Origin of the sequence: Actinomadura sp. NEAU-AAG7 (assembly GCF_018603865.1) — a bacterium.
Classification (GTDB): domain Bacteria; phylum Actinomycetota; class Actinomycetes; order Streptosporangiales; family Streptosporangiaceae; genus Spirillospora; species Spirillospora litoris.
This window is the reverse complement of sequence record NZ_JAHFZY010000010.1, coordinates 110583-137367: the sequence shown is the minus strand read 5'-3', so window position 1 is coordinate 137367 and position 26785 is coordinate 110583. Positions and strand designations below refer to the sequence as shown.

The 26785-nt window shown below is 65.0% G+C and carries 30 protein-coding genes; 23 read left to right on the top strand and 7 right to left on the bottom strand.

Features of this window, described 5'->3' with window-relative positions; translation table 11 throughout:
* Positions 1-373 precede the first annotated feature (373 nt).
* From KLI87_RS35790 to KLI87_RS41970, 5 genes are all read left to right on the top strand, one after another.
* Positions 374-529, top strand: coding sequence for a hypothetical protein (locus KLI87_RS35790; RefSeq protein ID WP_214620571.1), 156 nt, complete (start codon positions 374-376; stop codon positions 527-529).
* Complete coding sequence (locus KLI87_RS41315; RefSeq protein WP_284734281.1) at positions 526-654, top strand: hypothetical protein; 129 nt, start codon at positions 526-528, stop codon at positions 652-654. The genes KLI87_RS35790 and KLI87_RS41315 overlap by 4 nt, the downstream gene beginning before the upstream one ends.
* A gap of 48 nt (positions 655-702) precedes the next feature.
* Positions 703-2901: a bifunctional DNA primase/polymerase gene (locus KLI87_RS35785; RefSeq protein WP_250904616.1), complete on the top strand. Its 2199-nt coding sequence runs from the start codon at positions 703-705 to the stop codon at positions 2899-2901.
* A gap of 204 nt (positions 2902-3105) precedes the next feature.
* Positions 3106-3753: a hypothetical protein gene (locus tag KLI87_RS35780; RefSeq protein WP_214620569.1), complete on the top strand. Its 648-nt coding sequence runs from the start codon at positions 3106-3108 to the stop codon at positions 3751-3753.
* Positions 3754-4272: 519 nt separating this feature from the next.
* Positions 4273-4590, top strand: a complete 318-nt coding sequence (locus tag KLI87_RS41970) for an HNH endonuclease (RefSeq protein ID WP_374225497.1) — start codon at positions 4273-4275, stop codon at positions 4588-4590.
* Between the two features lie 215 nt (positions 4591-4805).
* Here the strand turns inward: KLI87_RS41970 and KLI87_RS35770 are convergent, their stop codons facing one another.
* The 3 genes from KLI87_RS35770 to KLI87_RS35760 all read right to left on the bottom strand — a co-directional run bounded on the left by KLI87_RS35770 (position 4806) and on the right by KLI87_RS35760 (position 6246).
* A complete protein-coding gene (locus KLI87_RS35770; RefSeq protein ID WP_214620567.1) occupies positions 4806-4985 on the bottom strand; it encodes a hypothetical protein in 180 nt (59 codons plus the stop codon).
* Between the two features lie 108 nt (positions 4986-5093).
* Positions 5094-5558, bottom strand: a complete 465-nt coding sequence (locus KLI87_RS35765) for a hypothetical protein (RefSeq protein WP_214620566.1) — start codon at positions 5556-5558, stop codon at positions 5094-5096.
* Positions 5551-6246: a hypothetical protein gene (locus KLI87_RS35760; RefSeq protein WP_214620565.1), complete on the bottom strand. Its 696-nt coding sequence runs from the start codon at positions 6244-6246 to the stop codon at positions 5551-5553. Before KLI87_RS35760 ends, KLI87_RS35765 begins: the two co-directional genes overlap by 8 nt.
* Positions 6247-6446: 200 nt before the next feature.
* On the opposite strand from KLI87_RS35760, the gene KLI87_RS35755 reads away from it, so the two are divergent.
* From KLI87_RS35755 to KLI87_RS35670, 18 genes are all read left to right on the top strand, one after another.
* Positions 6447-6857: a hypothetical protein gene (locus tag KLI87_RS35755; RefSeq protein WP_214620564.1), complete on the top strand. Its 411-nt coding sequence runs from the start codon at positions 6447-6449 to the stop codon at positions 6855-6857.
* 611 nt (positions 6858-7468) lie between these two features.
* Complete coding sequence (locus KLI87_RS35750; protein ID WP_214620563.1) at positions 7469-8524, top strand: hypothetical protein; 1056 nt, start codon at positions 7469-7471, stop codon at positions 8522-8524.
* Between the two features lie 171 nt (positions 8525-8695).
* Positions 8696-10093 carry a phage portal protein gene (locus tag KLI87_RS35745; RefSeq protein WP_214620562.1) on the top strand — a complete coding sequence of 466 codons (1398 nt, stop codon included), beginning with the start codon at positions 8696-8698 and terminating at the stop codon, positions 10091-10093.
* The gene (locus tag KLI87_RS35740) at positions 10094-11080 is read left to right on the top strand and encodes an HK97 family phage prohead protease (protein WP_214620561.1); all 987 of its coding nucleotides are present in this window, start codon (positions 10094-10096) and stop codon (positions 11078-11080) included.
* A complete protein-coding gene (locus KLI87_RS35735) occupies positions 11064-12551 on the top strand; it encodes a phage major capsid protein (protein WP_214620560.1) in 1488 nt (495 codons plus the stop codon). The genes KLI87_RS35740 and KLI87_RS35735 overlap by 17 nt, the downstream gene beginning before the upstream one ends.
* A gap of 310 nt (positions 12552-12861) precedes the next feature.
* Positions 12862-13494 (top strand): hypothetical protein, encoded by a 633-nt coding sequence (locus KLI87_RS35730; RefSeq protein ID WP_214620559.1) that lies wholly within the window; start codon positions 12862-12864, stop codon positions 13492-13494.
* 72 nt (positions 13495-13566) lie between these two features.
* A complete protein-coding gene (locus KLI87_RS35725; RefSeq protein WP_214620558.1) occupies positions 13567-13917 on the top strand; it encodes a hypothetical protein in 351 nt (116 codons plus the stop codon).
* Positions 13918-14158: 241 nt separating this feature from the next.
* On the top strand, positions 14159-14896 hold the full coding sequence (locus KLI87_RS35720) for a hypothetical protein (protein WP_214620557.1): 738 nt from the start codon (positions 14159-14161) through the stop codon (positions 14894-14896).
* Between the two features lie 68 nt (positions 14897-14964).
* Positions 14965-15372: a hypothetical protein gene (locus tag KLI87_RS35715; RefSeq protein ID WP_214620556.1), complete on the top strand. Its 408-nt coding sequence runs from the start codon at positions 14965-14967 to the stop codon at positions 15370-15372.
* Entirely contained in the window at positions 15369-16370 is a 1002-nt protein-coding gene (locus KLI87_RS35710; protein WP_214620555.1) for a DUF1906 domain-containing protein, read from the top strand. Before KLI87_RS35715 ends, KLI87_RS35710 begins: the two co-directional genes overlap by 4 nt.
* 132 nt (positions 16371-16502) lie before the next feature.
* The gene (locus KLI87_RS35705; protein ID WP_214620554.1) at positions 16503-16997 is read left to right on the top strand and encodes a hypothetical protein; all 495 of its coding nucleotides are present in this window, start codon (positions 16503-16505) and stop codon (positions 16995-16997) included.
* A complete protein-coding gene (locus KLI87_RS35700) occupies positions 16994-17308 on the top strand; it encodes a hypothetical protein (protein WP_214620553.1) in 315 nt (104 codons plus the stop codon). Before KLI87_RS35705 ends, KLI87_RS35700 begins: the two co-directional genes overlap by 4 nt.
* Positions 17309-17673: 365 nt before the next feature.
* Entirely contained in the window at positions 17674-21039 is a 3366-nt protein-coding gene (locus KLI87_RS35695; protein WP_214620552.1) for a phage tail tape measure protein, read from the top strand.
* Positions 21036-22334, top strand: coding sequence for a hypothetical protein (locus KLI87_RS35690; RefSeq protein ID WP_214620551.1), 1299 nt, complete (start codon positions 21036-21038; stop codon positions 22332-22334). The genes KLI87_RS35695 and KLI87_RS35690 overlap by 4 nt, the downstream gene beginning before the upstream one ends.
* Before the next feature lie 68 nt (positions 22335-22402).
* The gene (locus KLI87_RS35685) at positions 22403-22885 is read left to right on the top strand and encodes a hypothetical protein (RefSeq protein ID WP_214620550.1); all 483 of its coding nucleotides are present in this window, start codon (positions 22403-22405) and stop codon (positions 22883-22885) included.
* A gap of 15 nt (positions 22886-22900) precedes the next feature.
* Positions 22901-23401: a hypothetical protein gene (locus KLI87_RS35680; RefSeq protein ID WP_214620549.1), complete on the top strand. Its 501-nt coding sequence runs from the start codon at positions 22901-22903 to the stop codon at positions 23399-23401.
* A 309-nt stretch (positions 23402-23710) separates the two neighbouring features.
* Positions 23711-23920, top strand: coding sequence for a hypothetical protein (locus tag KLI87_RS35675; RefSeq protein ID WP_214620548.1), 210 nt, complete (start codon positions 23711-23713; stop codon positions 23918-23920).
* Positions 23913-24128 carry a hypothetical protein gene (locus tag KLI87_RS35670; protein WP_214620547.1) on the top strand — a complete coding sequence of 72 codons (216 nt, stop codon included), beginning with the start codon at positions 23913-23915 and terminating at the stop codon, positions 24126-24128. Before KLI87_RS35675 ends, KLI87_RS35670 begins: the two co-directional genes overlap by 8 nt.
* Before the next feature lie 339 nt (positions 24129-24467).
* Here the strand turns inward: KLI87_RS35670 and KLI87_RS35665 are convergent, their stop codons facing one another.
* The 4 genes from KLI87_RS35665 to KLI87_RS41760 all read right to left on the bottom strand — a co-directional run bounded on the left by KLI87_RS35665 (position 24468) and on the right by KLI87_RS41760 (position 26486).
* On the bottom strand, positions 24468-25214 hold the full coding sequence (locus KLI87_RS35665; protein ID WP_214620546.1) for a hypothetical protein: 747 nt from the start codon (positions 25212-25214) through the stop codon (positions 24468-24470).
* A gap of 65 nt (positions 25215-25279) precedes the next feature.
* Positions 25280-25609, bottom strand: a complete 330-nt coding sequence (locus KLI87_RS35660; protein ID WP_214620545.1) for a hypothetical protein — start codon at positions 25607-25609, stop codon at positions 25280-25282.
* On the bottom strand, positions 25609-25905 hold the full coding sequence (locus tag KLI87_RS35655) for a hypothetical protein (RefSeq protein WP_214620544.1): 297 nt from the start codon (positions 25903-25905) through the stop codon (positions 25609-25611). The genes KLI87_RS35660 and KLI87_RS35655 overlap by 1 nt, the downstream gene beginning before the upstream one ends.
* Before the next feature lie 92 nt (positions 25906-25997).
* Positions 25998-26486, bottom strand: a complete 489-nt coding sequence (locus KLI87_RS41760) for an ATP-binding protein (protein ID WP_214620543.1) — start codon at positions 26484-26486, stop codon at positions 25998-26000.
* Positions 26487-26785 lie beyond the last annotated feature (299 nt).

The window sequence follows — 26785 nt, the reverse complement described above, 5'->3', positions numbered from 1 at the left end:
GGCCACGCCTAGCCCCCGAATTCGCCGAATGGATGATGGGACTACCCCATAACCACGTATGCGGCGTTCCGGGGCTTTCACGGCGCGCACAAATCCGAGCGATCGGAAACGGCGTCGTCCCCCAACAGGCGGCGCACGCGCTCCGGATCCTGCTAGCCCGCCGCAACACCCCCGACTAGAAAGGCGACCCGTTGATATGCGTCGAATGCCGCACCCGGAACCACGGCGCGTGCCGTGGGGGGACATGGTGCGACTGCCAGCACCGGCCCGCACCCGCCCCGGACACGGAACCGGCGGCATTCGACGCAACCGGCGGCCTCGACCAGGACGACGACCAGAACGACGCCGGCCCTCGACCACCCCGGCCGCCGCGATGACCACAATCACCGCAGGTCAGTACGCCTACGGCGCCCTCGACCAGGCGCCCACCGACCCCACCCGGGCGGCGCTGTGCGCCGCCCTGGTCGTCGTCCTGGTCGCCGTCGCTGCCCTCCTCATAGAACTCAACCCCGAGAGGAACACGCCATGAAAGGGCAACTGAGGTACACGCGCGAATACGCGTGGACGTGGGCGCCGCAAGTGTGGCGCACACTCGCGAAAACCGTCCTGGTCGCGTTCATCGCGGGCGTGGTCGTGGGCGCCGTCCTGTTCTAGCCACCCACGACACGCAAAAAAGGGGCGGACGTGACCGCATTTCCAGACATGAGCGCCGCCGCACGCTGGTACGCCACACAAGGCGTGCCCGTGCTACCCCTCCACTGGCCCATACCCGTCGCCACCGGATACCGGTGCTCATGCGGCGCCCGGGACTGTTCCTCCCCGGCGAAACACCCGCTAGGGCATCTCACCCCGCATGGGTTGGATGACGCCAGCACCGACCCGGCGGTGATCGCCGAATGGTGGCGCAAACACCCACACGCCAACATCGGACTACGAACCGGCATCGTCTTTGACGTGCTTGACCTCGACGGCCCGCTCGGCATAGCCGCCTACAAAGCCATGTGCGACGCGCTAGGCGGGGACGTCGAGGCGCTCGCCATCGTCCGGACCGGCCGCGCGGACGGCGGACGCCAACACTACGTACGCCCACCCATCGCCCGGAACTTCACCGGCGGGCGGGGCGGGATTCCGCCCGGCGTCGACTGTCGAGGCGTGGGCGGCTACGTCGTCGCAGTCCCCTCACAACACATCACCGGCGCCCGTTACTCATGGGTCACGCGGTGGGGTGAGGGCGGCGGCGCCGTCTCCTGGTCGAGGGCGCACACGTGGCTTACCACCCCGACCGGCGCCCCGACCGGCGCCCACACCGCCATAGCCGGACCGCCACGCGCACCCGTAGCGGAAATAGGCGCCTACGCGCTGTCTGCACTCACCGGCGAGACGGACGCCGTACGACTCACCCCGGAAGGGGCGCGAAATAGCCAACTGAATGACAGCGCGTTCGCTATCGGGCAACTCGTCTCGCACGGACTCATCAATGAGGCGACCGCGCGGGGCGCCCTACTCGACGCGGCCCGCGCCGCCGGACTCACCACCCACGAAGCGGAACGGACCATAGCTAGCGGGTTCGCCGGCGGCGCCGCCAAACCCCGCCAAGCGCTCCCCGTGCAAATCGCCCTCGACGACCCGCCCGCCCCCGACGACCCGACGGTCGGCGAGGACGACCAGGCGGCGGCCGCCGAGGACACCCCGCCCCCATCCGACGACCCACTAGTCGTCGAGGACGCACCCCCCGTCGCCGAGCTGCCCGCCGCGCGCCCGGTCGCCGACGACCAGGACGCCGCCTCGACGACGCCCGCCCTCGACGACCAGCCGCCGCACGTCGACCTCGACGCCATCGCACTAGCCCACGAGATCCGGCAACTCAGAATCCGACGCGACGCCCGCCGAACCCTCGACGCCCAGGAAGCCGCCGCCAACTTCCCATGGCCCGCACACCTCCCCACACTCGCCGACGACCTAGCCCAACCAGATGAAGAAACACCTTTTTTGATAGATCGGATCATGCCCGCCGGATCAAACGTGTTGCTCACCGCGCAGTACAAAACCGGGAAAACCACACTCGTCAACGCCACCGCTTGCGCCCTAGCCGAACAATCACCCTTCCTTGACCGATTCGACATCAACGACCACCCCGGACGCGTCGTCATCTTCAACTTTGAAATGGCCACCACCCAATACCGGCGATGGTGGCGCGACCTCAAATGTTCAGCACCCGACCGCATCACCCTTGTCCACCTACGCGGCACACGCCTACCCCTGCTAGCCCCCATCACCCAAGAATGGATCTGGTCGACCCTCCAAGACATGCGCGCCCAAACGTGGATCGTTGACCCGTTCGCCCGCGCGTTCTCCGGTTCCGGGGACGAGAACAGCAATAGTGACGTAGGTGTTGTGCTCGATGTCCTCGACGACATCAAAAAACAAGCCGGGTGCCAGAACCTCATAGTGGCCACCCACACCGGCCGCGCCGAAGTCGACGAAGGACGCGAACGGGCGCGCGGCGCCACCCGACTAGACGACTGGGCGGACGTCCGCTGGATCCTCACCCGCGACGACCACGGCGCCCGCTACCTGCGCGCCACCGGACGCGACGTCGAAATAGACGAAGAAAAACTAGCCTTTGACACCGACACGCGACGACTCACCCTAGGCGGCGGGGATCGGACCTGGGAACGCAAAGCCCGCATAGAACGGCAAGTGCGCGACTTTATCGAGGCGAACCCGGGCTGCACTGTGCGGGATATCCACGAGTCCGTCACAGGGAAACGATCCCATATCGACACGGCGCGCGTGCGGCTCGTCGAGGCGCGAACCATCCGGGTGGAACGCGACGAAAGCTCGGGGGCCCACAGGCATTTTCCTTTCGCGCCAGACGTGCTGCGCAGTAGATCCGAGTAGACCCGTTCCCCGTGTTCCCCTGCGTTCCCCCTTCTAACGGGGAACACCCCCTGTTCCCCGTGTTCCCCGTTGTTCCCCGCCGCACGGGCGGCGGGGCGTTCCCCCCCTATATAGGGGGAACGCCGCCCCCGGTCGCCACACCACCCCGTACCCCACACCACACAACGGGTACGGGGAACACACACCCAGGAGGAGAGAACCCGCATGCCCACACACGCCGACCCTCACCAGCGCGAACGCCTCCAATGGGACATAGAAGAACTCATACGCCCCGGCGGACTAATCGACCAAATAGAAGAACTAATGCCGAAACAAACCGCCACCGCGGACACAAATAAATGCCACCGCGGCCACCTATTTGGTCCGCCCATTCCATGGCACGCCGAAGCCGCCGCCGTCCTCATGGACATTCATGTAGGGGCGCGGGACCTGGAAAACCTGATCCGCTATCAGATAAACGGCACCACGAGAAACCGGGGCGGGTCGGACGGCAACACCCGCCTAGCCATACGCGAAATTGGCCGGCTCTCCTACGCGCTACCGGCGGCACAGGTCGAGGACGCCGCCGCCATGGTGCGCCGATGGGTCACGGCCGCGCGCCAAATCGGCGACATAGACCAGGCGGACCGGTGGGTACCGCTACCCCGCCAACCCGGGCACTACCCGCCCCCGTGCCCGTACTGCGACACCTACGCGCTGCGGATGTCCAGGCGGGCCGGTGAAGTGCGATGCATCAACCCCGAATGCGCGGACGCGCGCGGTCGGCGACCGGTCGCGCGGATGGCGCACGGGCTTCTGTCCGGCGACGCCTACCTTGCGTTCGCGGACGGGCGGGAAGTCACCTACCAATGACCGACCTATGGACTCTCACGGATGCCGCCGCCCTTCTCGACCCGCCTATGACCGTGGACGAGCTGCGCCACATGATCAGGCTCTTTCAGATCCCGACACGGGGACGGGTGCGCCCCGGGTACGCCACCGGCCGCCCGCCCAACCTGTATGCGGCGCGGGATCTCCTGACCGCCCATGCTCTTGTCGTAAAAGTAAGATCACAGATGTCGGGTTCCCCACTTGCATAACCCTTCTTAATGCGTAACCTTGGACCTGACACCCCATGCCCAAAAACGTCCGGCCCACCGCGTCAGACCTCGTCCACGGTGGGCCGGTCGCGTTCCGGGCGGAACCGCACAACGGCGCCCTACGGGTTGGGGGCGCCGCCATCCGGCACCCCCGCCCGGAACAATCCACCACCGCACACAAACCCACACACAGCCCGAACACACCGCACCCGAACCATTCCCCGAACTCGCCCACAACGGCGCCCACAGACCAGCACAGGCACGCACACCCACCGATGCCAGCGAGGTACCCATGGCGCCGCGTCCCTGCCTCGACTGCGGAACACCGACCACACGCACCGCACGCTGCGACCCATGCCGACGCAGAGCCGACGCACCCCGCTACGCCCGACGCGGCACCACCCGGCAACGTGGCCTGTCAGGTCGACACGCCGCGATGTCGCGCGAGTACAAGCGCCGTGATGCCGCATGCGTGCACTGCGGTGCGCGCGGAACCCCGGACAACCCGATCACGGCCGGACACGTGCTCGCCCGCGCCCACGGCGGACCCAACACCCCCGCCAACTACCGGCCCGAATGCCGCCTCTGCAACAGCCGACGCGGCACCTGACCAGGCGGGTAGGCGGGCACCCCGCCGGGGCACCCCGGGGGGCGGGGTGCCGTCGAGGACACGCACCGGCCAGATGACCCCGCGCCAACCTTTCTCGCAACGCGGGCGCATGGCGCGTCTGCGCAGGTCAGAGCGTTGCCGGTGGCCGGTCGGGGTGCCGAGACGGGCCTCGGTGCACTAATACGGAGCGTCACCGCAGGTCAGAGCGGTAATCGTTATGGCGTCGTCGAGGGTCCCGACAGCCGTTCGGCCAGTCGCCGATACGACTCGGGGAGCGTGGAGCGGTCGCCGCTCGCGAGGTAGGCGCGTATCCCGGCCTCTTCCTCGGGGGTGTGGCCACGGAAAGCCCAGCCATGCATCACGTAGCGGCGGAATCGCTCGTCGTCTAGGTCCATGATCGGTTTCTTCTGTTGGCTTCCTGGGGAGTCGACCAGGCGCCCCCTCTTGAGCGCGGGGCGCCTGGTCGACGGGACCTCGGCCCCCGGCGAGCGTGGGTGCCCGCGCTACTCAGAACCCGGTGACTTGCTGTCAGCGCTTGACTTGGTCCCGCCCTTGCCGAGGAAAGGTAAGGTCGCAGGACGGAGACCAAGAAACAGGGCGACTGTGGTTCCTCCGCCGATCGCAAACACCATGACACCCTGGGACGCGTCGGCCTTCACGAACTTTTGTGCGGCATAAGCGGTAATAATCAACGAGCAGAAGGCGAAGACAATCCGGACCGCCTGCGCCCCGTGAGTGAACCAGGCCGTACGGCGCGTGTGTTGGGACTCCGTGCGCTCTTGCGACATCCGGTGTTTCTCGGCCTCTGCTTCTATTTTGCGCCGGTGCTGACCCTCTTCTAGAGCTTCTTTCCATATCTCTTCGAAGGTACCGGGTCGAATCTTCTCCCATGCTTGGGCTTGCTTCGCGGGTGGCAATTTTCGCCACTCCGCATAACCCTGGTTGGGAGGTAGGGTTCCGTCAGTCATCGGGGCTCCAGCCCGGCGGCGGGCCTAGTCTATTGTAGATCTCGTGAATGCGATCATTGATAGCGGCGAGAGACTTTCTGTCCTGAATGTCATACTGGCCCGGATCCCAAGGTATTTGGGAATCACCTTTTCCGAAACCTTCAGGAACATACAACCGTTCCGGCTCTCCCTTCAACCTCTCGGGGCTATAAATAGGTACGCCATTGCCGTCAAGATAGATCTGTATCGTCCGCGTCAATCTTTCAACGTCTTGAACACCTAGATCCGAAAGCATGGCGGAAATACGCTTTGCCCTTGATTCACGCAAGCGCCGGCGGACTTTACCCAAAAGCAAGTAATAGGCCGGTCCGATCCCGCATGCCATAGTAGCCGCAAGCGGCAAACTGATTCGGAAGACAGCGACAAGAGCGCCGACTACTGGCGGAAGTATGAATATCAGCAGTAGTATGGCGCCGGTATTCAAATACCGTGGCTTTGGTTGAGGTAGGGACTTCTCAATCTTCCGCAAGGCATGGGTTTCGATATCCTGATTTAAAACCTCGATGACTTTGAGCAATTGCTCCCTACTGAGAAGCAATCCTTTAAAGCGCACCAGAACTTCGCGCCTGCCCGAAATTATTTGAATATTGTCGTCTTGAAGTTCTTCGCTCTCCCAGGTGCGTGGTGTCTCTGCCGACGCATCACTCATGTGCCCGACGCTATAGCACGCCGCCCCAGCTTGGCGTGCGCATGGCCGGATTGATGCAGAACGATCAAAAGTGGATCATGGGGTCTGTGGCTGCATTCACCGAGACCCGGGGGCAGTGCGCCACCCCCTAGCCCCGTGCGCGTTGACCAGCTCGACGCCCCCATGCCGCCCCGGCATGTCAACACCGGAGAGTGATCACGATGCCGACACCCCCGAAGTGGAACCCGGCGCGCGGGAAGACCCAGGGGCGCGGGCCGGTCACGCTCCCAGCAGAGGGACGCGTCGGCGACCCGCCGCCGTGGCCGCTCGACGGCAAACCCACCCGCCGTGAGGCGGCGGCATGGCGCGCACTCTGGGCGTTGCCGCAAGCGGTTGCGTGGGAGCGGTTCGGCTGGACTCGCGGAATCGCGCGCTATTGCCGCCACATGGTGAGGGCGGAAGCGTCCGACGCGTCACCGGCCCTACTGGCGCAAACCCTGGCGATGGAAGACCGGCTAGGGCTCACGCCGAAGGGCATGCGCTTGCTCTTGTGGGAGGTGGCGCTGCCTGCCGACGACGCCGCACCGGCCGAATCCGTGTCGGACATCCGCAAGCGAATCAAGGCGGTCTAGCGGCGGAGAAAGACCCGCCCTCGACGTCGACCAGGCGGCGGCCGTCAAGGGGGTGACCGTGCATGCCATGGCGCGGCCCTCAAGAGCCTGGCGAGTTCCCCACTCTGGGGTATGCGGTGGGGGAATGGATTGAGGCGCATTGCGTTGTGCCGGACGGCTACCTACGCGGGCGTCCTTTCATTCTCACGGATGAGATGTGGCGGTTCCTCCTCCACTACTACCGGGTCACTCCGCATGCCGAACCGTGGCCCGCAGTCGACGCCATGGCGTTCTATGGTGGGCAGCTTCGTCGGGCGCAGAAATGGGGCAAGGACCCTTTCGGCGCGTCGATTTTGTGGGCGGAAGGGTTGGGACCTACGCGGTTCGCGGGGTGGGACGCTGTGGGCGAGCCGGTTGGGGCGCCCTACCCCACGCCCCTAATCGCCTGCCTGGGGACGAGCGAGGAACAGACCGATAACACGTGGCGTCCTCTGGTCGCCATGGCGCGTAATGGCCCCCTAGCCGACATGACGGGGTTGGACGTCGGCGAGACCCGGTGTGTTCTTCCGGGCGGCGGAAAAATCGAGCCGGTGTCGTGTAGCGCGCGGGCACGGTTGGGCGCCCCCATGACTATGGCCACCATCACGGAAAGCCATCTGTTTACGCTCCAAGGAGGATTCCGCAGAGTCGCCGGCGCCGTAAAAAGAAACATCGCCGGGATGGATGGCCGATGGTTGGAACTGACGAACGCATGGGACCCCATTGAGGGGTCGGAGGCACAGGTCACGGCGGAATCCGGAAATCCGCGTGTGCTGGTCGACACAGTTGAGCCGCATCGTGTCGAGTCGCTCGACGACGACGAAGCGGTTTATCGGGAACTGTTGCGGCAGTACGGCGACAGTGCCCGCGAACGCGGCGGGTGGGTCAACGTGCGGGGAAGGATCATGCACGAGGTCCGGTCGACGATTCACCTAGAGTCCGACCGGCGACGGTTCTTCCTAAACGAGATCGTCGTCGGACAATCAACGTTCGTCAGTCCGGAGCGGTGGGCGGCGGCGGCGCGGCCCGACGAAACCCTAGAACCGGGAACGCCGATCGCTTTGGGGTTCGACGGCAGTAAGAAGCGCGACGCCACATCGTTGGTCGCGTCCCGCCTGTCGGACCGGCGCCTCTACATGATCCGTACGTGGGAACGTCCGGCCGACGCGGGCGACGAATGGCGGATACCCACGGCAGAGGTTGACGCGGTCGTGCGGGACGTGTTCGCCGCCTACCGCGTCGCCGTCATGCTGGCCGACCCTTTCCGATGGCAGGACTATCTAGATCTGTGGGCGGCGGAATTCCCCGGGCGGGTACTCGAATTCCCAACGAACCAGGAAATCCGCATGGACGCGGCTCTTGAACGGTTCTCGACCGCGCTAGCCAATGGGGACGTCACCCACGATGACGACCCGACCCTAGGTCGCCATATCCGTAACGCCGTTCTCGTCAAGGGCGGGCGGCGGAAGTCGCGCCCGGGTGAGGACGAGACCCTAGCCACGCACTATCTAAAACTCGCCAAGCGGGGGCCATCCATGTGGATTGATGCTGCGGTTGCCGCCGTCCTCGCTCACGCCGCCGGGTCTCACGCGATTGAGCACGGGCTAGCCGACCAGGGCGGCGCGGCGCCGTGGGCGGTGTTCGTCTAGGTGCGTCCGGCGCGCGGGCCGGCCAGCGCGGTAGCGGGCTACGCCGCCGGTGTCCTCCTGGTCGTCGTCGGGGTGGCTCTCCAGTGGGGTGCTGCGCCCGCTCTCATGTTCGCCGGCGCCCTGGTTGCCGTGTCCTTCCTGCTACTTGGGGACGTGGGGGGCGACGACTAGGTGAACCTGTTGCGCCGTGCCCTCGACCGCCGTCCGGCGAGGTCGATTAGCACCCTCGACGACTACGCCGCCGCGCTAGAGGCGTTCACGTTCAACGGCAACACCTACCCCGTGGGCGTCCCTCAGCAGACACTCACCGGCCAGACGGAACGCATAGCGCACTCGCTTACCGGCTACGCCACGCACGCGTTCGGGGCCAACTCAGCCGTTTTCGCGTGCATGGCTACCCGCATGCTCGTTTTCGCGGCGGCGCGCTTCCAATACCAACGTTTTTCGCAGGGTCGACCGTCCGAACTGTTCGGGGACGCCACGCTTCGACTTCTAGAGGTTCCATGGCCCGGTGGCACAACGCAGGACTTGCTTGCGCGCATGATCCAGGATGCCGATCTTTGCGGGAACTCATATTGGACCGTGAGCGACGGCGAGTTGATCCGCTTGCGACCCGATTGGGTCGGAATCGTTTTGGAGCCTCGTCGTATTTACGGTGGGCAAGTCGGGTACCGCAGGGTGGGCTACACCTACACCGAGCACGGTCCCGGCTCGGGGGCGAACCCGGCTTTGTTCAGGGTCGGCGAGGTAGCGCATTTCGCGCCGCTCCCTGACCCGCTCGCCACCTATCGCGGCATGTCATGGCTCACACCCGTTATTCGTGACGTCGCGAACGACGAGGCGATGGGGCGCCACAAAAGCAAGTTCTTTGAGAACGGCGCCACCCCGAACATGATCGTCTCATTCAAGGAGACGGTCACGAAAGAGCAGTTCCGCGACTTTATTGAGGCGACAGAAGAGGCGCACCGCGGAGTCAATAACGCCTACAAAACCTTGTATCTAGGTGGCGGTGCCGACGTTGAAGTCGTAGGGAACTCATTCGAGCAAATGAGTTTCACGGCGGTGCAAGGGCACGGCGAAACAAGAATTGCGGCCGCGGCCGGTGTGCCGCCCATTATTGTTGGGCTTTCCGAAGGTCTACAAGCCGCCACCTACAGCAATTATGCGCAAGCGCGGCGGCGTTTTGCGGACGGCACATGCCATCCCCTGTGGGGGAACGCTGCGGGGAGTCTCGCCCCGCTTTTGCCCGTGCCGCCCGGTGCCCGACTCTTCTACGACGCGCGGGACGTCCCGTTTCTGCGGGAGGACCGGCGGGACGCGGCGGACATCGCCGCCGTCAAGGCGCAGACGATCCGGACCTACATAGACGCCGGGTTTGACGCGGACGCCGCGATACGCGCCACGGAATCAGAAGACCTATCGCTACTGTCCGGCGCCCACAGCGGCCTTTTCAGCGTCCAGCTACAACCCCCGGTGACCGCGACAGAGGACGACCAGGCGCCGCCCGACGACGCACCCGACGACGCACCGGCCGACGCACCGGCCGACGACACAGAATCGGGGGAATAGATGGCGCCCAGAGACAATCTCGTCCGCACGGTCGATTTTCGCGCCGTCGACACCGGCTCCGATGACGCCGGCGACGGACTGACGCTGGAGGGGTACGCGGCCGTCTGGGACACCCCTACCCTGATTGACTCGTGGGAGGGGACTTTTAATGAACGTATTCGGCGCGGCGCCTTCCGGAAGTCGATCCGGGAACGCACCCCGCGTATGCAGTTCGACCACGGCAACCATCCGTTGATCGGAAGCATCCCGATCGGGACTATTGAGACGCTACGCGAGGACGACGATGGGCTATGGACATCCGCGCGGCTCTCCGATAACTGGCTGATCGAACCCGTGCGCGACGCCATCCGGGACCGCGCCATTGACGGCATGTCCTTCCGTTTCTCTGTCATCCGCGAGGAATGGACCGACGTAGACGGCAAGCGCGTCAAGCCCGATGAACTAGACGCGCTTCTGTGGTCGCCGGGCGAGCGCGGGCCGCTGGAAAGGACGCTCGTCGAGCTGCGGGTGCACGAGCTAGGCCCGGTTGTATGGCCAGCGTATGAGGCGACCACCGTCGGCGTACGCGCCCGGGATATGGCAGCGCAGATCACCGGAAGCGGAACGCTTCGTCGGCGAGTCCGCGAAAGTCTCGCGCAGAGCAACGCCACGCTTGCCGCCCTCGACGATGCGGCTTTTCGTCGTGAGGTGGCTACGGCCGTCCTGCTCGACGTCCCCGCGCGCGGTGACCAGCTCGACCCGACCCCCACCCCCGATGATGACGCGCCGCCCACCACACAGCACCCGTCATCCCCTACTCATCCCGACGCGCCGCCCGCCCCCGGGCACCCGTCCACCGATTCCGACGCGCCGCCCGACCAGGGGCACCCGCCGGCAATGTCCGCATCACGACTCGACCCCGCACGCATTCGCCGCGATGCGCAGATGCGTGCCGAGTACTTGAGTCTCATTGTCAAAGGGAGTGCGCGCTATGACGAGCGCGAATGACGGCCGCAAGGCCACCGAGTACAGCCACAAGCAGGCGTTTAACCGCATGCGCGATATTCAGGACGAGATCGAGCGCATCGGAGGCAAGGAAGCGCTGACCGGCGAGGACGAAACCCATTGGACGGAACTCGTCCAAGAGTTCGAGGAACTCGACGGGCACCGGAAGAATCTGGAGCGCGCGTCTGACATTGCGCGTGTGCGCGCCGCCCTCGACTCACCCCACGGCACGGTCGAGCGCGGGACGTCAGTCAACCCGCATGACGGCTACGACCTCGACCCGATTTTGAATCCGGATTCCGTAGAGGACTGCCGTTTCCGCAACCCTTGGGATCTGGCAGAGGTGCGGACGTTCGATCGCACCAAGGGTGAGGTTGCGCGGGAGTTTCGTGCACGCGCCATCTCCGCTATTGAGAAGATGGGCGCCGCGTCCGATAGCGTCCGCGAAGCCGGTACAAGAATCGTCGAGGCTTGGGACGATGGCGACTCCCGCATTGCGCGCCTTTGCCTCGCCACGTCCTCACCGGAATACCTGCGCGCCTGGTCCAAGTGCGCGTCCGGCCGAGGGCACATGATCTCCCCCGAGGAACAGCGCGCACTAGAGCGCGCAATGAGCCTGACGGACGCGCAGGGCGGATATCTGGTGCCGTTCCAATTGGACCCGACCGTGATTATCACTGCGGACGGTTCCCGTAACCAGATTCGCCAGATTGCGCGACAGGTGATCGCAACCGGCGACGTCTGGAATGGTGTTTCGTCCGGCGCCGTTTCCTGGAGTTGGGACGCCGAAGCGGCTGAGGTTTCCGACGATTCCACCACTTTCGCACAGCCATCTATCCCCGTGCATAAGGCGGCCGGTTTCATCCCCATCAGCATTGAAGCGCTGGAGGATGAGGCGAATGTGACGGCCGAGGTTGCGCGCCTGCTCGCATTCGGGCGCGACGTCCTAGAGGCAAAGGCTTTCACCGCCGGTTCCGGTACGGGTCAACCGACCGGCATTGTGACCGCCCTTACCGGAACGTCGAGCGTCGTCACGTCGGCGACCACGGACGTATTCGCGGCGGCCGACGTTTACCGCCTCGACGCCGCCCTACCGGCCCGATACCGCGCGGGCGCGTCATGGCTAGCCAATCGGGCGATTTACAACCTGATCAGGCAATTTGACGTCAACGGCGGCGCGCAGATGTGGGAACGGATCGGTGCGGATGTGCCGCCGCAACTCCTGGGCCGTCCTGCGCTAGAGGCAGAGGACATGGACGGTTCGGTCACGGCGACCGAGGACAATCCCGTCCTCATCTATGGCGATTTCAATAACTACGTCATCGCCGACCGGGTCGGCATGCAGGTCGAATTTATCCCCCATCTGGTCGGGTCGAACAGGCGCCCGACCGGTCAGCGTGGCTGGTACAGCTACTACCGCGTAGGCGCGGGCGTCGTTAACGCCGGTGGTCTGCGCATGCTGAACGCCACCTAATGTCGGCCGGTCATTCGGGCGGCGGAGTGCACCGGCGCCCGAATCGGAGGGATGCCAAATGAGTGTCAAACGATGCCGGTCCGCCTTCTCGGTTTGGACGGACGGCGTCCCGCGTGTCATCGCCGGCGGTGACTTGGTCGACGACTCCGACCCCGTTTACCAGGGGCACGAACAGTTTTTCGAGGACGCGTCGGAGTATGTGACCCGGGGGGCGGCGGGCGACGTCGAGGCAGCGACGGCGGCGCCCGGAGAGCGCCGGGACGTGACCAGGCCCCGGCGGGGTCGACCGCCCAAGAACGGCGGATAGGGCATGGCTCTGGGTGACCCGTACGCGGACATGGCGGCGCTGAAAGCGCGACTCGGCATCGCCCTTGACGACATCGGCGACGACGCCCGCCTTGCGGGGGCCCTTGCCGCCGCGTCCGCAGGTATCGAGTCCTGTACTGGTCGGGTCTTCAACTCGGCGGTCGCGGTGTCCGCGCGCGTGTACCGTCCGGACGCCCCGCGCCGCGTCGATCTCGACGACTTCTCGACTGCGGTCGGGCTGGTCGTCGAGGTCGACCGGACCGGTACCGGCACCTATGAGACGTGGGCGGCGGAGGACTACGACCTAGCCCCGGCGGGCGGTGTCGTCTCCGGGGCGCCCGGGTGGCCCTATGACCAGCTCTACGCCGTGGGCGCCTGGGGGTTCACCTGCGGTCGACGCGTGTACCGGTCGGGTGCTCGCCCCCGGGTGCGTGTGACCGCGCGGTGGGGGTGGGCGGCCGTCCCGGCGCCCATCGCCGAAGCGGCCCTAATCGTCGCTGCCGAAATCTACAAGTTGCGGGACGCGCCGTTCGGGGTGGCAGGCTTCGGCGAGTGGGGCCCGGTGCGCGTCCGTCAGAACCCCATCGCTATGGCGATGATCGCGCCGTACGAGCGTTACCGGGTGTTGGTCGGATAGATGGCAGCGCCGTCAGTCCTCGACGTCATGCGGGGCGTTAGCGCACGCCTAGCGACCATCCCGGGGCTACGTGTGTCGCCCATCGCGCCGGATCAGATCACCCCGCCGGTTGCCATCGTTGGCGTCCCGCCAATTGAGAGCTATCACGCCACGATGGCGCGCGGCCGTGCCACCTACGACACGACCATTTACATACTCGTGTCCGCCGCCCTCGACCGGACGGGGCAAGAGGCGCTCGCCTCGTACGCCGACCCGACCGGCCCCCGGTCCGTGATCAGCGCCATATACGGCGACCGGACGCTAGGCGGCGTCGCCGAAGACTGCCTAGTCCGCTCATTCCGACCGTTGGGCGTCGAGGAGGTAGGCCAAATCGGCTACTACGGCGGCTCTTTTGAGCTTCGCATTATCACGGCCGGTTCCTAGCCCGGCCGCACCCGTTATCCCGCTGAACCATACCCGGGGGTTGTGCTGTGACGAGTTATCGCGTGATCGGACCGTGCGAGGTCGCCGGGGTACAGCCCGGCGGCGTGGTCACCAGTGATGCACTGGAAAAGGCGGGCGCGCTGGTCGAGCCGCTCCTGGGGGTGCACCTAGAGGAACAGGCAGACGACCGGGCAAACCTTAAGAAGGCAACCGCGCCCAAGAACCCCCGGGATGGCGGCTAATGGCGACACTCGTCCTCACTGACGTAACAACGCTGGTCGCCGGACATAATTTCACGACAGACTCTAATGAGGTTTCCCTATCGGTCGAGGTCGACGACCAGGAGAACACGACGTTCGGGGGGAACGGCTACCGATCCCGGGTGGGCGGGCTAAAGTCCGTCGAGGCGGAAATTAACGGCTATTGGCAGTCGGCCGAGACTGGGGCGGTCGACGCGGACGTTTTCGCAAATCTCGGTAGCCGTGACGAGGTCGTGACGGTGTCGCCCACGGGGGCCGCCGGCTCAACCGCCTATCTCTTTCAGGCGGGCAGGTTCACTTACGAAATCCTCGGCGACATCGGCGACGTCGCCCCGTTCACCCTTTCCATGATGAGCACGAACCGCGTGGGCCTTGTTCGGGGAAAGGTCGCCGTCCCGGCGGGGGTGGTCTCGACCACCGGCCCGATCGGCACGGGCGTGACCGGCCTCACCCCAACCAATGACGTCCCGGCGGGACGGTACCTGTATGCCGCTGTTCACGTCCTAGCGGCGGGGGCGTCGCTGACTCTCGCGGTCGAGGGAGACAGCGCACCCGGATTCCCCGCCCCCTCGACCGTGGCGACGCTCCCACCGGTGACCAGCCCCGGCGGGCTATGGATGACCCGCCTAGCCGGTCCTGTGGCCCACACCTATTACCGGCTCACCGCCACCGCGATTAGCGGCGCGTTCACGGTCGCCGGCGCTATCGGCGTCGCATAGCGGCGCCCCCAAACTTCGCAGCACGCTAGGCCATCCCCGGCGGGTGGCCTGTTCCGCATGGGGGGATTATGGCCACCTTCGTACTGACCGATGCCGTAGTGACTATCAACGCCGTCAACCTCTCGGCATGGTGCACGAGTCTCACGCTTAGTGTCGAGGTCGACGACCAGGAAAACACGGCGATGGGGTCCGGTTTCCGGTCTCGTCTCGGTGGGCTAAAAGAGTGGTCGATTGACGTTGACCTTAACGCCGACTTTGGCGCGTCCGCAGTCGACGAGACGGTCTATCCACTTCTCGGCCAAACGGTCCCGGTCACGATCAAGGCAACGTCTGCCCCGACCAGCCCGACGAACCCGATCTATTCCGGCACCGCATTGATCAGTGAGTACACGCCGATTGATGGGGGCGTGGGCGACCTCGCGACCACGTCTGTTAGTTGGCCTGGTTCCGGTGTCCTGACGCGCGCGACGGCATGACGACGTTCGGCATTGATCACGCGTGGGGGCGCCCCGGTGTGCCCGCGCTGCGCGCCGCCGGGGCGAAATTCGTGTGTCGCTACCTCTCGCATGACGCGTCCAAGAACCTGACACGTGGTGAGGCGGCGTCCCTTTCAGCGGCCGGTATCGCCGTGGTCGTGGTGTGGGAGACGACCGCGAATCGCGCCCTATCGGGGCGGTCAGGTGGCGTCGCCGACGCCCGCGAAGCGGACCGGCAGGCGGCGGCGTGCGGCATGCCCGACGGGCGCCCCATCTATTTCGCCGTCGACTGGGACGCCTCCGCAGCACAGCAGGGAACCATTCACGCCTACCTTGACGGCGCCGCGTCCGTGCTCGGCCGTGACCGCGTCGGCATGTACGCGGGCTACGGCCCCATTTCTCGCGCGTTCAACGCGGACAAAGTCGCCTACGGGTGGCAGACCTACGCGTGGAGTGGCGGCCGGTGGGACAAGCGCGCCCAACTTCAGCAGTACAGCAACGATTACCGGATTAACGGTGTGGGGTGCGACTACAACCGCTCCGTGGTCGCCGACTACGGCCAATGGCGAATCGGATGGACCCCGGCGACACCGGCCCCACCTGCGGAGGACGACGACATGCCCGAATACGTTTCCTTGGGGATGACGAAACCGGCTGCACTCAAAGCCGGTGAGGCTACCCGACTTCGTTTCGACCAGGAGTACGCCGACACACACCAGGCGCACGCGGACGGGAATTTCCCCGCTGTGCTTAACGGGGGCGGCAAGGGGGTTCAGTTCATCGTCACTGTTGACGTCACCCCCGGCGCGGTTGAATGGCGATTGATCGAAGCTGACCCGGGCGCCAAGTACGCGACGTCGAAAACGTATTCGACGCATACCGGCAGCGCGACCGTAGTCGGGTGGTGTAGCGCGAAACAGCATCTCTATGTCGAGGCGACGGCCCGCGCAGACACGGATGCCTCCGTGTACGTCAAGGCGCACTACTGGATTCGCTAGCTGGTCGAGCGGGCCGCCCTCGACGGCCCGCCCTCGACGCCGACCAGTTCTCGCCCGCGCCGCCTAGCTCGACGGCCGCCGCCTGGTCGCGGTCGACACCCCCGCCTCGACACCGACCACCCGGGGGCCGCGATGGCACAGGCCGATGACCTCCGGGCACTGTCCCGTCTCCTCCGCAGACAGGCGGACGGCAAAGACCGACTCAAAGCCATGCGCGCGGAGCTGCGGACGGCGGCGGCGCCCATGGTGCCCGCCGTCCGCTCTGCCATCCGTGCCATCCCCAACAGCAGCACGACCCAGCGGTCGAGGGCGGGACGCCGCCGCCCCACTATGCGCGCGTCGCTGGCACGCGCCGTCACCCTGCAAGTCCGGACGGGCGGCAAGCGCGCCGGCGTGGCCCTTTTCATGAACCCCCGCAAGATGCCGGATGGCTTGAAAGCCATGCCCGCCTACTTCGAGGGCACCCCCGGATACCAGCGTTTCCGGCACCCGGTTTTCGGCGCTGACGTGTGGGTGACGCAGCGCCCGCACCCCTATTTCACGCGCACCGTCCGATCGGCGGATAGGCAACTGACGCGCGTCGTTGACGAAATTATTGAACGCATTAGACGAGAGGTCGAGGGATGACCAAACCTACCCCCGCCGCCACCCTGACCCACGAAGCGGAGAACCGCGCGACCGTGGTCACGATCGGGGACGGCCCGGACGCCGTCACCCTGACCGTTCCCCGGAAATGGCAACGGTTCCGTTTCCTGCGCCGGATCAATAGCGGTGACGTGATCGGCGCGCTTGAATCGGTCTTCGGGGCGGAGGCGGTCGAGGCGCTCGACGATATCGAGATAGACGACGTCCAGTTTGACGAGATCCTCGAAACACTCGCCGGGGCGCTCAGCGGGACTACAGCAAAAAACTCGGTAGCCTCGCCCAACTCGCACTAGACCACAGCGAGGATATCGAGGCGGACCTAGCGCGCGTCTACCCGCGCGACGCCGACCAGCTCTGCGCGTTCTATGACGGCCGCATGTCTCTACGGCGGCTATGGGTACTCGTGTCCCGCCTACCGCAGGACTGCGCGACCGCACGAGCGCTACACGGCGAACTCGCCGACTGGTCGACCGACACATACCTACTCGCCCGCATCGCCAACAGTTTGCAGACGGCGAATGCACAGCGCGCGGGTAAACGTGCCCCGGACTCGGCGCTCATCCGGCCGCCGTCCTCGACGTCGACACCCGCCCGCCACAACGGAAAGCAACTTACGCAAGCCGAGTTCGACGCGCTTTTCTGAAAGGCGGGTGACGCAGTGGCCCGCACCATCGCGATCAATCTCAGCCTGAATGACGGCCCGTTGGCGCGTGGCTTCCAAAAGGCCGGCGGGCATGTCGACGCGTTCAGGGAAAAGCTCGGCGGGCTCAAAGGGGTCATGGCGGGTGCCGGTCTCGCGGGCGGCGCGGCATTCGCCGGGGCCCTTGCGAAAGGTCTGGATGCGAGCGCCGCCCAAGGGAAACTCAAAGCGCAGCTTGGGCTGTCCGCGCAAGAGAGCAAGAGAATTGGCGGCGTCGCTGGCAAATTGTATGCGGACGCGTACGGCGAAAGTATGGAGGACGTCAACGCGGCCGTTAAATCCGTTGTCCAGAACATGGACGGGATGCGGTCGGCGTCCTCGGCTGATTTGCAGCAGACGACCGCGCGGGCCATGACGCTAGCCAATGTTTTGGACGAAGATGTTGGCGGCGTCACGAACGCGGTCGCCCAGCTCATGCGTAACAAGCTGGTGAAAAACAGCACGGAAGCGTTCGACCTGATCGCCAAGTCCACGCAGCTCGGGGTGAACAAATCCGAGGATTTGTTGGACACGATCAACGAATATTCGACGCAGTTTCGCGAGGTCGGTCTAAGCGGCCCGAAAGCCATGGGTCTCATCTTTCAGGCGGTTCGGGCGGGTGCGCGTGACGCGGACACGGCGGCGGACGCAATCAAAGAATTTGCCATTCGATCCAAGAACGTTGCCGACCCGAACACGATCAAGGGGTTTGAGGCCCTTCATCTGAACGTCAAGCAGATGACGCGGACGTTTGCGGCCGGTGGCCCGGCGGCTGATAAAGCGTTTCGAGTCGTCATCGACCGACTCAAGCAAATCAAGAACCCGGTCAAGCAAAATGAGATCGCAGTTGCCCTATTCGGCACCAAAGCCGAAGACCTGGGAAAGGCGCTCTATGCACTCGACCCCTCGACGGCCGTACAGGGTCTCGGCCAGCTAAAGGGCGCTACAGATAATGCCAGTAAGGCAATGGGTGAGACGTCCGCGGCGCAGTTTGAGAAATGGAAGCGCGGCGTTGAAGCTGCCATTGTTTCCACCGTCGTAGGGGATGTCCTCCCCGCCCTCGACCAGCTAAACGCAAAACTCGCGGCGGCCGGCGTCGAGCCGGGCCACATCGTCAAAGCGGCACTTGCCATCGGTGGCCTAACGGTCGCAATGAAAGTGGGGACGGTTGCGGCGGGCGGGATGAGAACCGCCGTGGGCGGCGCCTCCAAAGCCATCGGCCTTTTCCGCGCAGAGCCGGGCGGGGTGTCCAAGGCGAGTTCCGCCCTGGAGACGCTTCGGCTACGCGCCATGTACGCCGGTGACGCGGTCAAGCGTGGCGCTATCGCCACGGCGAACGGCGCGAAAGCCGCCGTGGTGGCCGCTCGGGCGAATGCTGCGCTTGCGGTGTCCCACGTGCGGGCCGGTGCCGCCGCCACGGCACAGGCGGCTAAGACGGCCGCGCTCGTGGTCTGGCAGAAGGTTTCGGCCGCTGCGACCAAAGCGTGGGCGGCCGGTCAATGGCTACTGAACGCGGCCATGAGCGCCAATCCAATTGGACTCGTCGTCGTCGCCGTGGTCGCGCTCATTGCCGCGTTCGTGCTCGCCTATAAAAAGGTCGGCTGGTTCCGTACCGCCGTCCTGGCGGTTTGGGGAGCGCTCAAGACCGGTGTCGTTTTTGCGATCAATTTCGTCCGCGATCATTGGCGTCTCATTCTGCCTATCCTGCTGGGCCCGCTCGGACTGTTCATTGCGCTAGGCACCAAATATTGGGCCCAGATAAAGGGGATTTTCAGTGCGGCCGTGTCGTGGGTGCTCGCCAACGTTCGCGCCCATTGGCGTCTACTGGTCTCAATTTTCCTCGGACCGCTCGGTATCGTCATCGCGCTAGTGACTAAATACTGGTCGCAAATCAAGTCGCGCACGCTGGAAATGCTCGCCTATGTGCGGCAAAAGATCGCGTCTGGACTAGCCGCCGCAAGAGCTATTGTTTCAAGTGCGCTTTCTATAACGCTCGGAATCTTCGCCCGCGGCTACAATTCCATAAAGTCGCGGACGTCGGAATTCATGGGGTCGGTCCGGTCGCGCGTCCAGTCCGGCATCAACGCGACCAAAGCCGCTTTCTCGTCCGGTGTCGCTGCGATCGGCCATATCTGGGACCGGCTCCGGGACATCACCCGCCGCCCCGTCTCGTTTTTCGTCAACACCGTTTATAACGGCGGCGTCCGCAAAGTGTGGGGCGCCGTCCGCAAGCTGGTCCCCGCGCTTCCCGATCTGCCCGCTGTGCATTTCGCGTCCGGCGGAGTGCTCCCCGGGTACGCCCCGGGGCGAGACACGGTAATGGCGATGCTCTCACCGGGTGAGGGCATCTTGCGCCCCGAAGCGGTCAAGGCTTTGGGGCACGACTGGATCAACGGCGTCAACCATTCCGCTCGACGGGGCGGGGTCGACGCCGTCACGCGCCTGGTCGCCGGCGTCGGCGACCCGGGCGGACTCCCCGGATTCGCGGGCGGCGGCATCGTCGGCATCTTGAAAAAGCCCGCCAACTGGATCAAAAACGCCGCCGGCCCCCTCATGTCCAAGGGCGTCGACTGGTTCGCGAAATCCGTGCTCAACCCGATTCTTCACCGGATCCCGGGCGGCACGTCCCTATGGGAACGCGCACTCTCGGCTGTACCCCATCAACTCATTGACTCATTCCTAGCGTGGATCAAGAAGACCGTCGCACCGAACATGGGCGGGCGAGGGTCTCAGGCGGCCGTCAACGCCGCTAGGACGCAAATCGGCGTCCCCTATAGCTGGGGTGGCGGCGGCCTAGGCGGACCGTCCTACGGCATCGCACAGGGCGCCGGGACGCGCGGCTTCGACTGCTCGTCCCTCATGCAATACGCGTGGGGCAAGGCGTCCGATGGGAAAGACATCACGCGTACCACCTACAGTCAGCGCGGTTTCCTGCGCACCATTTCCCATCCGGTCGTGGGCGCGGTCGGGCAACCTCATGCCGGTCACACCTATATGTACAGCGGCGACGGAAAAATCGTCGAGGCGCAGCAGACCGGCACCCGCATTTCGGAGCACAACCTCTACCGCAGTACCCCATGGTGGGGTCTGCCCCCGTGGGTGATGGACAACGGCGGCGCCCTACCCCCGCGCAGTCTCAGCCTGATTCACAACGCGTCCGGCCGGTCGGAAATGGTCATGTCGGGCGCGCAACAGGACTTGATAGCGGGCGCCGCCGGTGGGGGCAACACCTACAACATCACAGTGCAAGTCGCGCCCGGCGGCAACACGGCCGAGGCAGCGCGCCAGGTCGTCAGCCTCATAAAGGAGTATGAGCGCCGCAACGGGCGCGGGTGGCGGACGTGACGCCCGACATGCCGACGCTGCGGGTTGAGGTCGCGTTCACCGTGGGCGCCTCGACCTCGACGCTGCTACACCTCGACGACCCGGGGCGCGGGCGCCTGGACACCGGCTCTCTAGGCGCGACCAGTACGGGCGCCCCGGTATGGGAGGACATCACCCCGTGGGCGCGGGCCGTGTCCATCACCCGGGGCGCGGGGCGCGTTGACACTCCGATCGTCCAGTACGAGGCGGGCACGCTAGCGGTCACGCTGGACAACTCCGACCGCAGGTTCGATCCAAGCAACTTGGACGGACCGTACGTCGACCCGATCAACCACACGACACAGGTCACCGCCATGCGCGCTATCCGCGTCCTAGCCACGTGGGCGAACGTCACCTACGAGCTGTACCGGGGGTTCGTTGACTCGTGGGGGGTCGACTGGATCGCACCCGCCTACAGCGAATGCACGGTGACCGCGACGGACGCCTTTAAGGTGCTCGCCGGCATTGACCGCCCGGCGCTCACGACACCCGTAGGTACCGGGGAGACGACAGGCGCCCGCATCACCCGGGTATTGGATAGCGCGCAATGGCCCACGGCTGACCGCGTCCTAGCCACCGGTGACAGCGCGGTACAGGCCACCACCCTAGAGGGCGCCGCGCTCGGCGAAATGCAAACCGCTACCGACGCCGAACTCGGCGAACTGTACATCGACGCGGGCGGTCGGGTCGTCTTCCGGCATCGCACGGCGCTACTCACTGAAACCCGATCGGCCGAACCGCAAGCCCTATTCGGCGACGGCGGCGGCGTCGAGTTGCCATACCAAGATCTCGACATCGCCACCGACGACAGTACGTTTTTCAACACGGTTCGGGTAACGCGCTCGGGTGGTACTGAACAGGTCGCCACCGACACAGCCTCACAAACCCTGTACTACCCGAGAACTTTTAAACCGGGCGATGACCTCCCGCTGATGACGGACACGGACGCGCTCAACTACGCCCAATGGATCCTCTATATTTCCCGCGCCCCGGAATTGCGGTTCGTGGAACTCACGGTCAACCCGCGCAGCGACCCGTCGGCACTGTTCCCGCACGCGCTAGGCCGCGCTCTGGGTGACCGGATCACGGTGACGCGTCGGCCACCCGGCGGCGGCGTCATCACCGCAGACCAGTTCATTCGGGGAATCTCACACGAGATATCGCCACAATCGTGGGTGACGCGCTGGACTCTCCAGAGCGCGTCCAAATTCGGATCATTTTTCACTTTGGACAACGTCACGCTTGGGCGCCTGGACTCTAACGCGCTCGCCTACTAGGAGGTACACCGTTGGCTGTTCCCCTACCTCGAACGTGGTTGGTCGGCGAGGTACTCACGGCCGCGAATATGAACGGCTACGTGCGCGACGCGTTCACCTACCTACTCAACCCGCCGTCGGTGCGCGCGACAGAAACCGCCGGGACAAGCGCCGCGAACAACGCGAATGTAGTTGTGCCGTGGGGCGGCGAAAGTTGGGACACGACCGGCGACATGCACAACACGAGTTCGCAGACCAGCCGAATCGTTGCGCCCGACCCGGGGATTTACGTGGTCACGGTTTTCGTCCGGTGGGTGACGAACGCAACCGGTATCCGAACGATCAATTTGCGGATGAACGCGGGTGGAAACCCGGCGGGCGGAACCACCCTCCTATCAGCGAACGCGGGCGCCCTGTCGGGGGTCCAGACTCCACACATCGTGTCCCGCCAGATCGTCATGGACCCCGGCGACTATGTGGAGACGTTCATTTCTCAATCGTCCGGTGGGACGCTCGCCCTCGACGCCGGGGCGTCCTTTTGTGAAATGTATTGGATGCGAAACAAACCCTAGCCCGCGGGACCAATCATGAAAGGCAACAGAATGCCCGAATACCTGAACGTCCAATATGCGGGGACTCCTGTGCCCGTGCCGCCATCCGATCGGCTCAACCTTCCCGGCGAATGGGTCGACGTCACTTTTGATACCGAGATCGCGGACGCGGCCGGACACCACAACAACAACGGCGGACCGTCAGTCGCTTTCGGTCCCCGCTACTGCCTCGGCACCCTAGACCTGTGGCTAGTCGATTTCGACGTGAACACCGAGATTCAGATCAGGTCGTACGAGGTCAACAGCTCGAATTACTCGCGCGCTGAAACTCACATGCCGCACGAGTTCTACACGGCCAACCCGACCGGCGGACCCAATCCGTCCTACCCCCGGACGACGCACCACCGCTACCCCGTTTTCGCCTACGTCAATGCCGGTCACTACCTGCGGTTCGAGATCTCCCAATGGCCGGCCGACCTGACCGCGACCACCGGCACCATCACCAAGGCGCAAGCGCAGCTTGTGTATTTCGCCTAGGCCGTGATCGTTTGTGGAGTCCTCCGCGTCCTCCCGCCCCGGCATGGCTAACCGTTCTGAGGGACATCACCTGTCTCGTCATCGGCGCAGGCGGCATCGTCTGGGAGATCGTTCACGAAACCCCGGACCTCGCCGTTCTGGCGTTCTTCGCGATACTGCTGTACGCGCCAGCGGGTTTTGCGGCGCTCTGGTTGGCTCAGTTGCATACCGGTGGGCCATCCTCGCCACAACCGGCGCCGCCTCCGTCGCCGTCGCCACCACCGCCGGGCGGGTGATGATGTGATGCCATATCGCGCCTACGCCGTAGGCGTGGCCCTGATCGTCGGCGTTCTGTTCGTCGGCAGTCTGCTTTTCAGCGTCGGCTACACACGCCACGTCTCCCAAGAGGCGGACCGGCGCTGGTGTGCGCTGTTGGAAAGCCTCGACGCGCCATGGACACCGGCGACCACAGAGCGCGGGAAAGAGATCCAACGTCAGGTGCATACTCTGCGCCGGGATTTGGGGTGTACCAGTGAATAACCGAGTAGAGGCGAAGGTCACGGCGGCGGCGTCCGGGGCGGCGCTCGCTGGCCTGGTCGTCACGCTGATGGGCGAGCACGTGTTCAACGGGGACGTGCCCCAAGCGGTGACGGACGTCGTGTACGTCGTCGTGCCCGCGCTGGTCGCGTTCGCTGCGGGATGGTGGACACGCCACACCCCACGGCCGGACGACCCGACCCCGCCCTGACAGCCCGCTAGGCGGGGGCCTCGACTCGCCCCGCCCTCTCGGCCAGACACGCAAAACGGCCCGTGCATCCCCCCGGGATGCACGGGCCGTTCCCTTTTTAAGTCTCAGATTTTGATCCAGTGGTCCATGCACCGGTGCGCGGTGTCGTGGCCCTGAAGTAGGTCACACGAATTGGAGCATTTCCCGCATTTTTCCGTACACGTCGGTGTGCATTCCGGTGCGGCCGGTTTCGCTTCGGGCCCTGTGGTGCCCCGATGGATGGTTGCGAGAATGTCTGATCATCCTTCCGTAATGTTGTAGGGCGCGGGGGGCGGACACCGCGCCCGCCCCCCCGAGCCGCTAGGAACAATCGCCTCGGCATTCCAGATGCGATTCCCACCGCCGGTCGAGTGCCTGAAGTTCCCGATGGAATTCCACGGTATCGACGCCGTAGGGGGCGACCATACTTGCGACGAATTCAGTACTGGATGGCCCCCCGTGCACGAGGCGCCCGCCCAGCGCTGCTGCTGCCCTGACTGCCTCAGCCCGGCGTTTCTCGTTAAGGAACACGCTGCGGGAGATCTCCTCGACCGCCTCTGTTTCCGCGCACGGAAGGTCATACACCGCCGTAAGCGAACTGGGGTCCATCCATGCCTTGCATACGTTTGTGATGCGGCCCGTCATTTCGACTCGGTTGAGGGCGCCCAGAGTTGCCGCCTCGCGGAGTAGCCGCGCATGTTCCGGGCGTGCACCGATGATTTTGAATCCGCGTTCCGCCGTGATTGCGTCGCGGAACAGGTGACTGTTCACCTTGTAGGCGAGGTTCAGAACTTCGGCGCCATCCCGCGTCAGGCGGGTGTTGTTACGGATGAAGTCAAGCGCCTTCTGTTCCAGGGAAATCGTGACCGTCTCTCGAAGCTGGGGAAGCTCTTTGCGCACCGCTTCCCAGTCACACACGACCCATTTCGGGTTTTCGAGCCGGTAGAAGAATCTGGTCGGTTCGATGGTGACCATTTTTCCGTCCACCTCCAATCCGTCAATCTGGTTCCACCCCGGGTGGAATGCCACGGGGAGTTCCGCCCGAATGGGCTCAACTACGTGGGGCATGGCCTCTCCTCGCATTGTTGGCTGAACTTGCCGTTGGTTTCGCTTTCCGGGGAGCGCGCTGGCTCCTAGCGGGTCGTGCCTGTTCCGCCTTCCGGCGTATCGCGGGCAGCCTCCTGCCCGCGCACCGTGGCACTGATGGCGATTGCCGCCCCGGACGGGTCGGAGGTGGGGTGCGTCGCCCGGTACCCCCACCAAAAGTGGTCGCCTTTCGCCACGACCAGCACGCCCCTAAGGGGCATTTTCGAGACCGGGCAACGCTGCGCAAATACGCGCAGCGCATCCCGGTCGTCCTCTCCGCGAACCGACGACGGAACCGTCGTCAATTCGCATTCGACGCCGTTCGCGGGCAGGTGTCCGGTAAGTGCCTGCAACTGCGCCAGGTGGTCAGTCGTCACTACTCCTCCAAGTCGAGGCGCGCGAAGATTTCGAGGGCTTGGGCGTATTCGTAGATACGTCGCGCCGCCCCATGCATATCAATCAGAAGATGTGTTTCGTCTGCCCCCCACCGGAATGACTCGGCGTCATCGTCCAAGCGGACGAATACATCGTCCTTCGGGAGTCCGTACTCATTGCGCTCAAAGAACGCGTGAAAGTACCCCCGGTCGGCGAAGCCCTGATTTGGCGATGTCTCCATTCCAAGCTTGTGCAGCTCATCTTTCAGCGCACAGAACATGACCAGGGGGTAATCCATGGGGAATGCCTTCTAGTGCGAGTGGGGTCAGGTTGCGGCCGTGCGGGGGCGTGCAATAGGCCACGGGGCATGGCCTATTGCACGTGGAGGGGTTATGAGGATTCGATCAGGCAGGATTGCTGGTCCGCTACTTGGAACCAGACAACCCACCCGGTTCCGTCGCCTTCTTTCTGGCATCCCCACTTGGACGAAAGCGTGGCGACCAGATTTAGCCCGCGCCCGCCGGATGCGTACTCCTGGAGAGTGGCGGGGATGTGCGGCTTTTTCTGTTCGGTGTTGCCCTGGTCGATGACCTCGACCCGGACCATGTCCGGCGCAGTCCACATGACGATCACGCCGACCAGCGTTCCGGCGTTCGCGTGTACCGCAGCGTTCGTAACGCATTCGGACAAGCACGTCCGGATGTCGTCGAGAGTCTCGCTCGCTACCTCCGGGGCGAGAACTTTTCCGATCCATGCGCGGGCACGGCGGACCTCACCGGGGCGACGAATGAACACCTCAGTGTCTATGACGGTGGCCTTGACCTCAGTGTCTATGGGGGTGGCCTTGATGGCGACCGTGCGGGGAGTGGCGAGGTTCACGACGCGACCCACTGCCCGTGGGCGGCGCCGGCGTGTGCTTCCCGTTCCATCGCTGTCTGTACGGCATCGCCGATCACCCGGGCGGTCCGCCCGGTGTTGTCGAGCGGACCCAGGGGCCAGCGGGGGTCGCGGAGCCAGAACCAGCGCAGTCCCGCCGAGATCAGGACCGTTCCGACGTTCGGAGCGTCGAGGGCGAGGCACAGTTGATTTGCCCTGCGCTCCCACCGCAACGGGACGTTCGGCAGCGTGCGGAGCAGGACGGCCGCTAGGGGGTTGAGAAGGCTGTGGGCGCGGTCGTC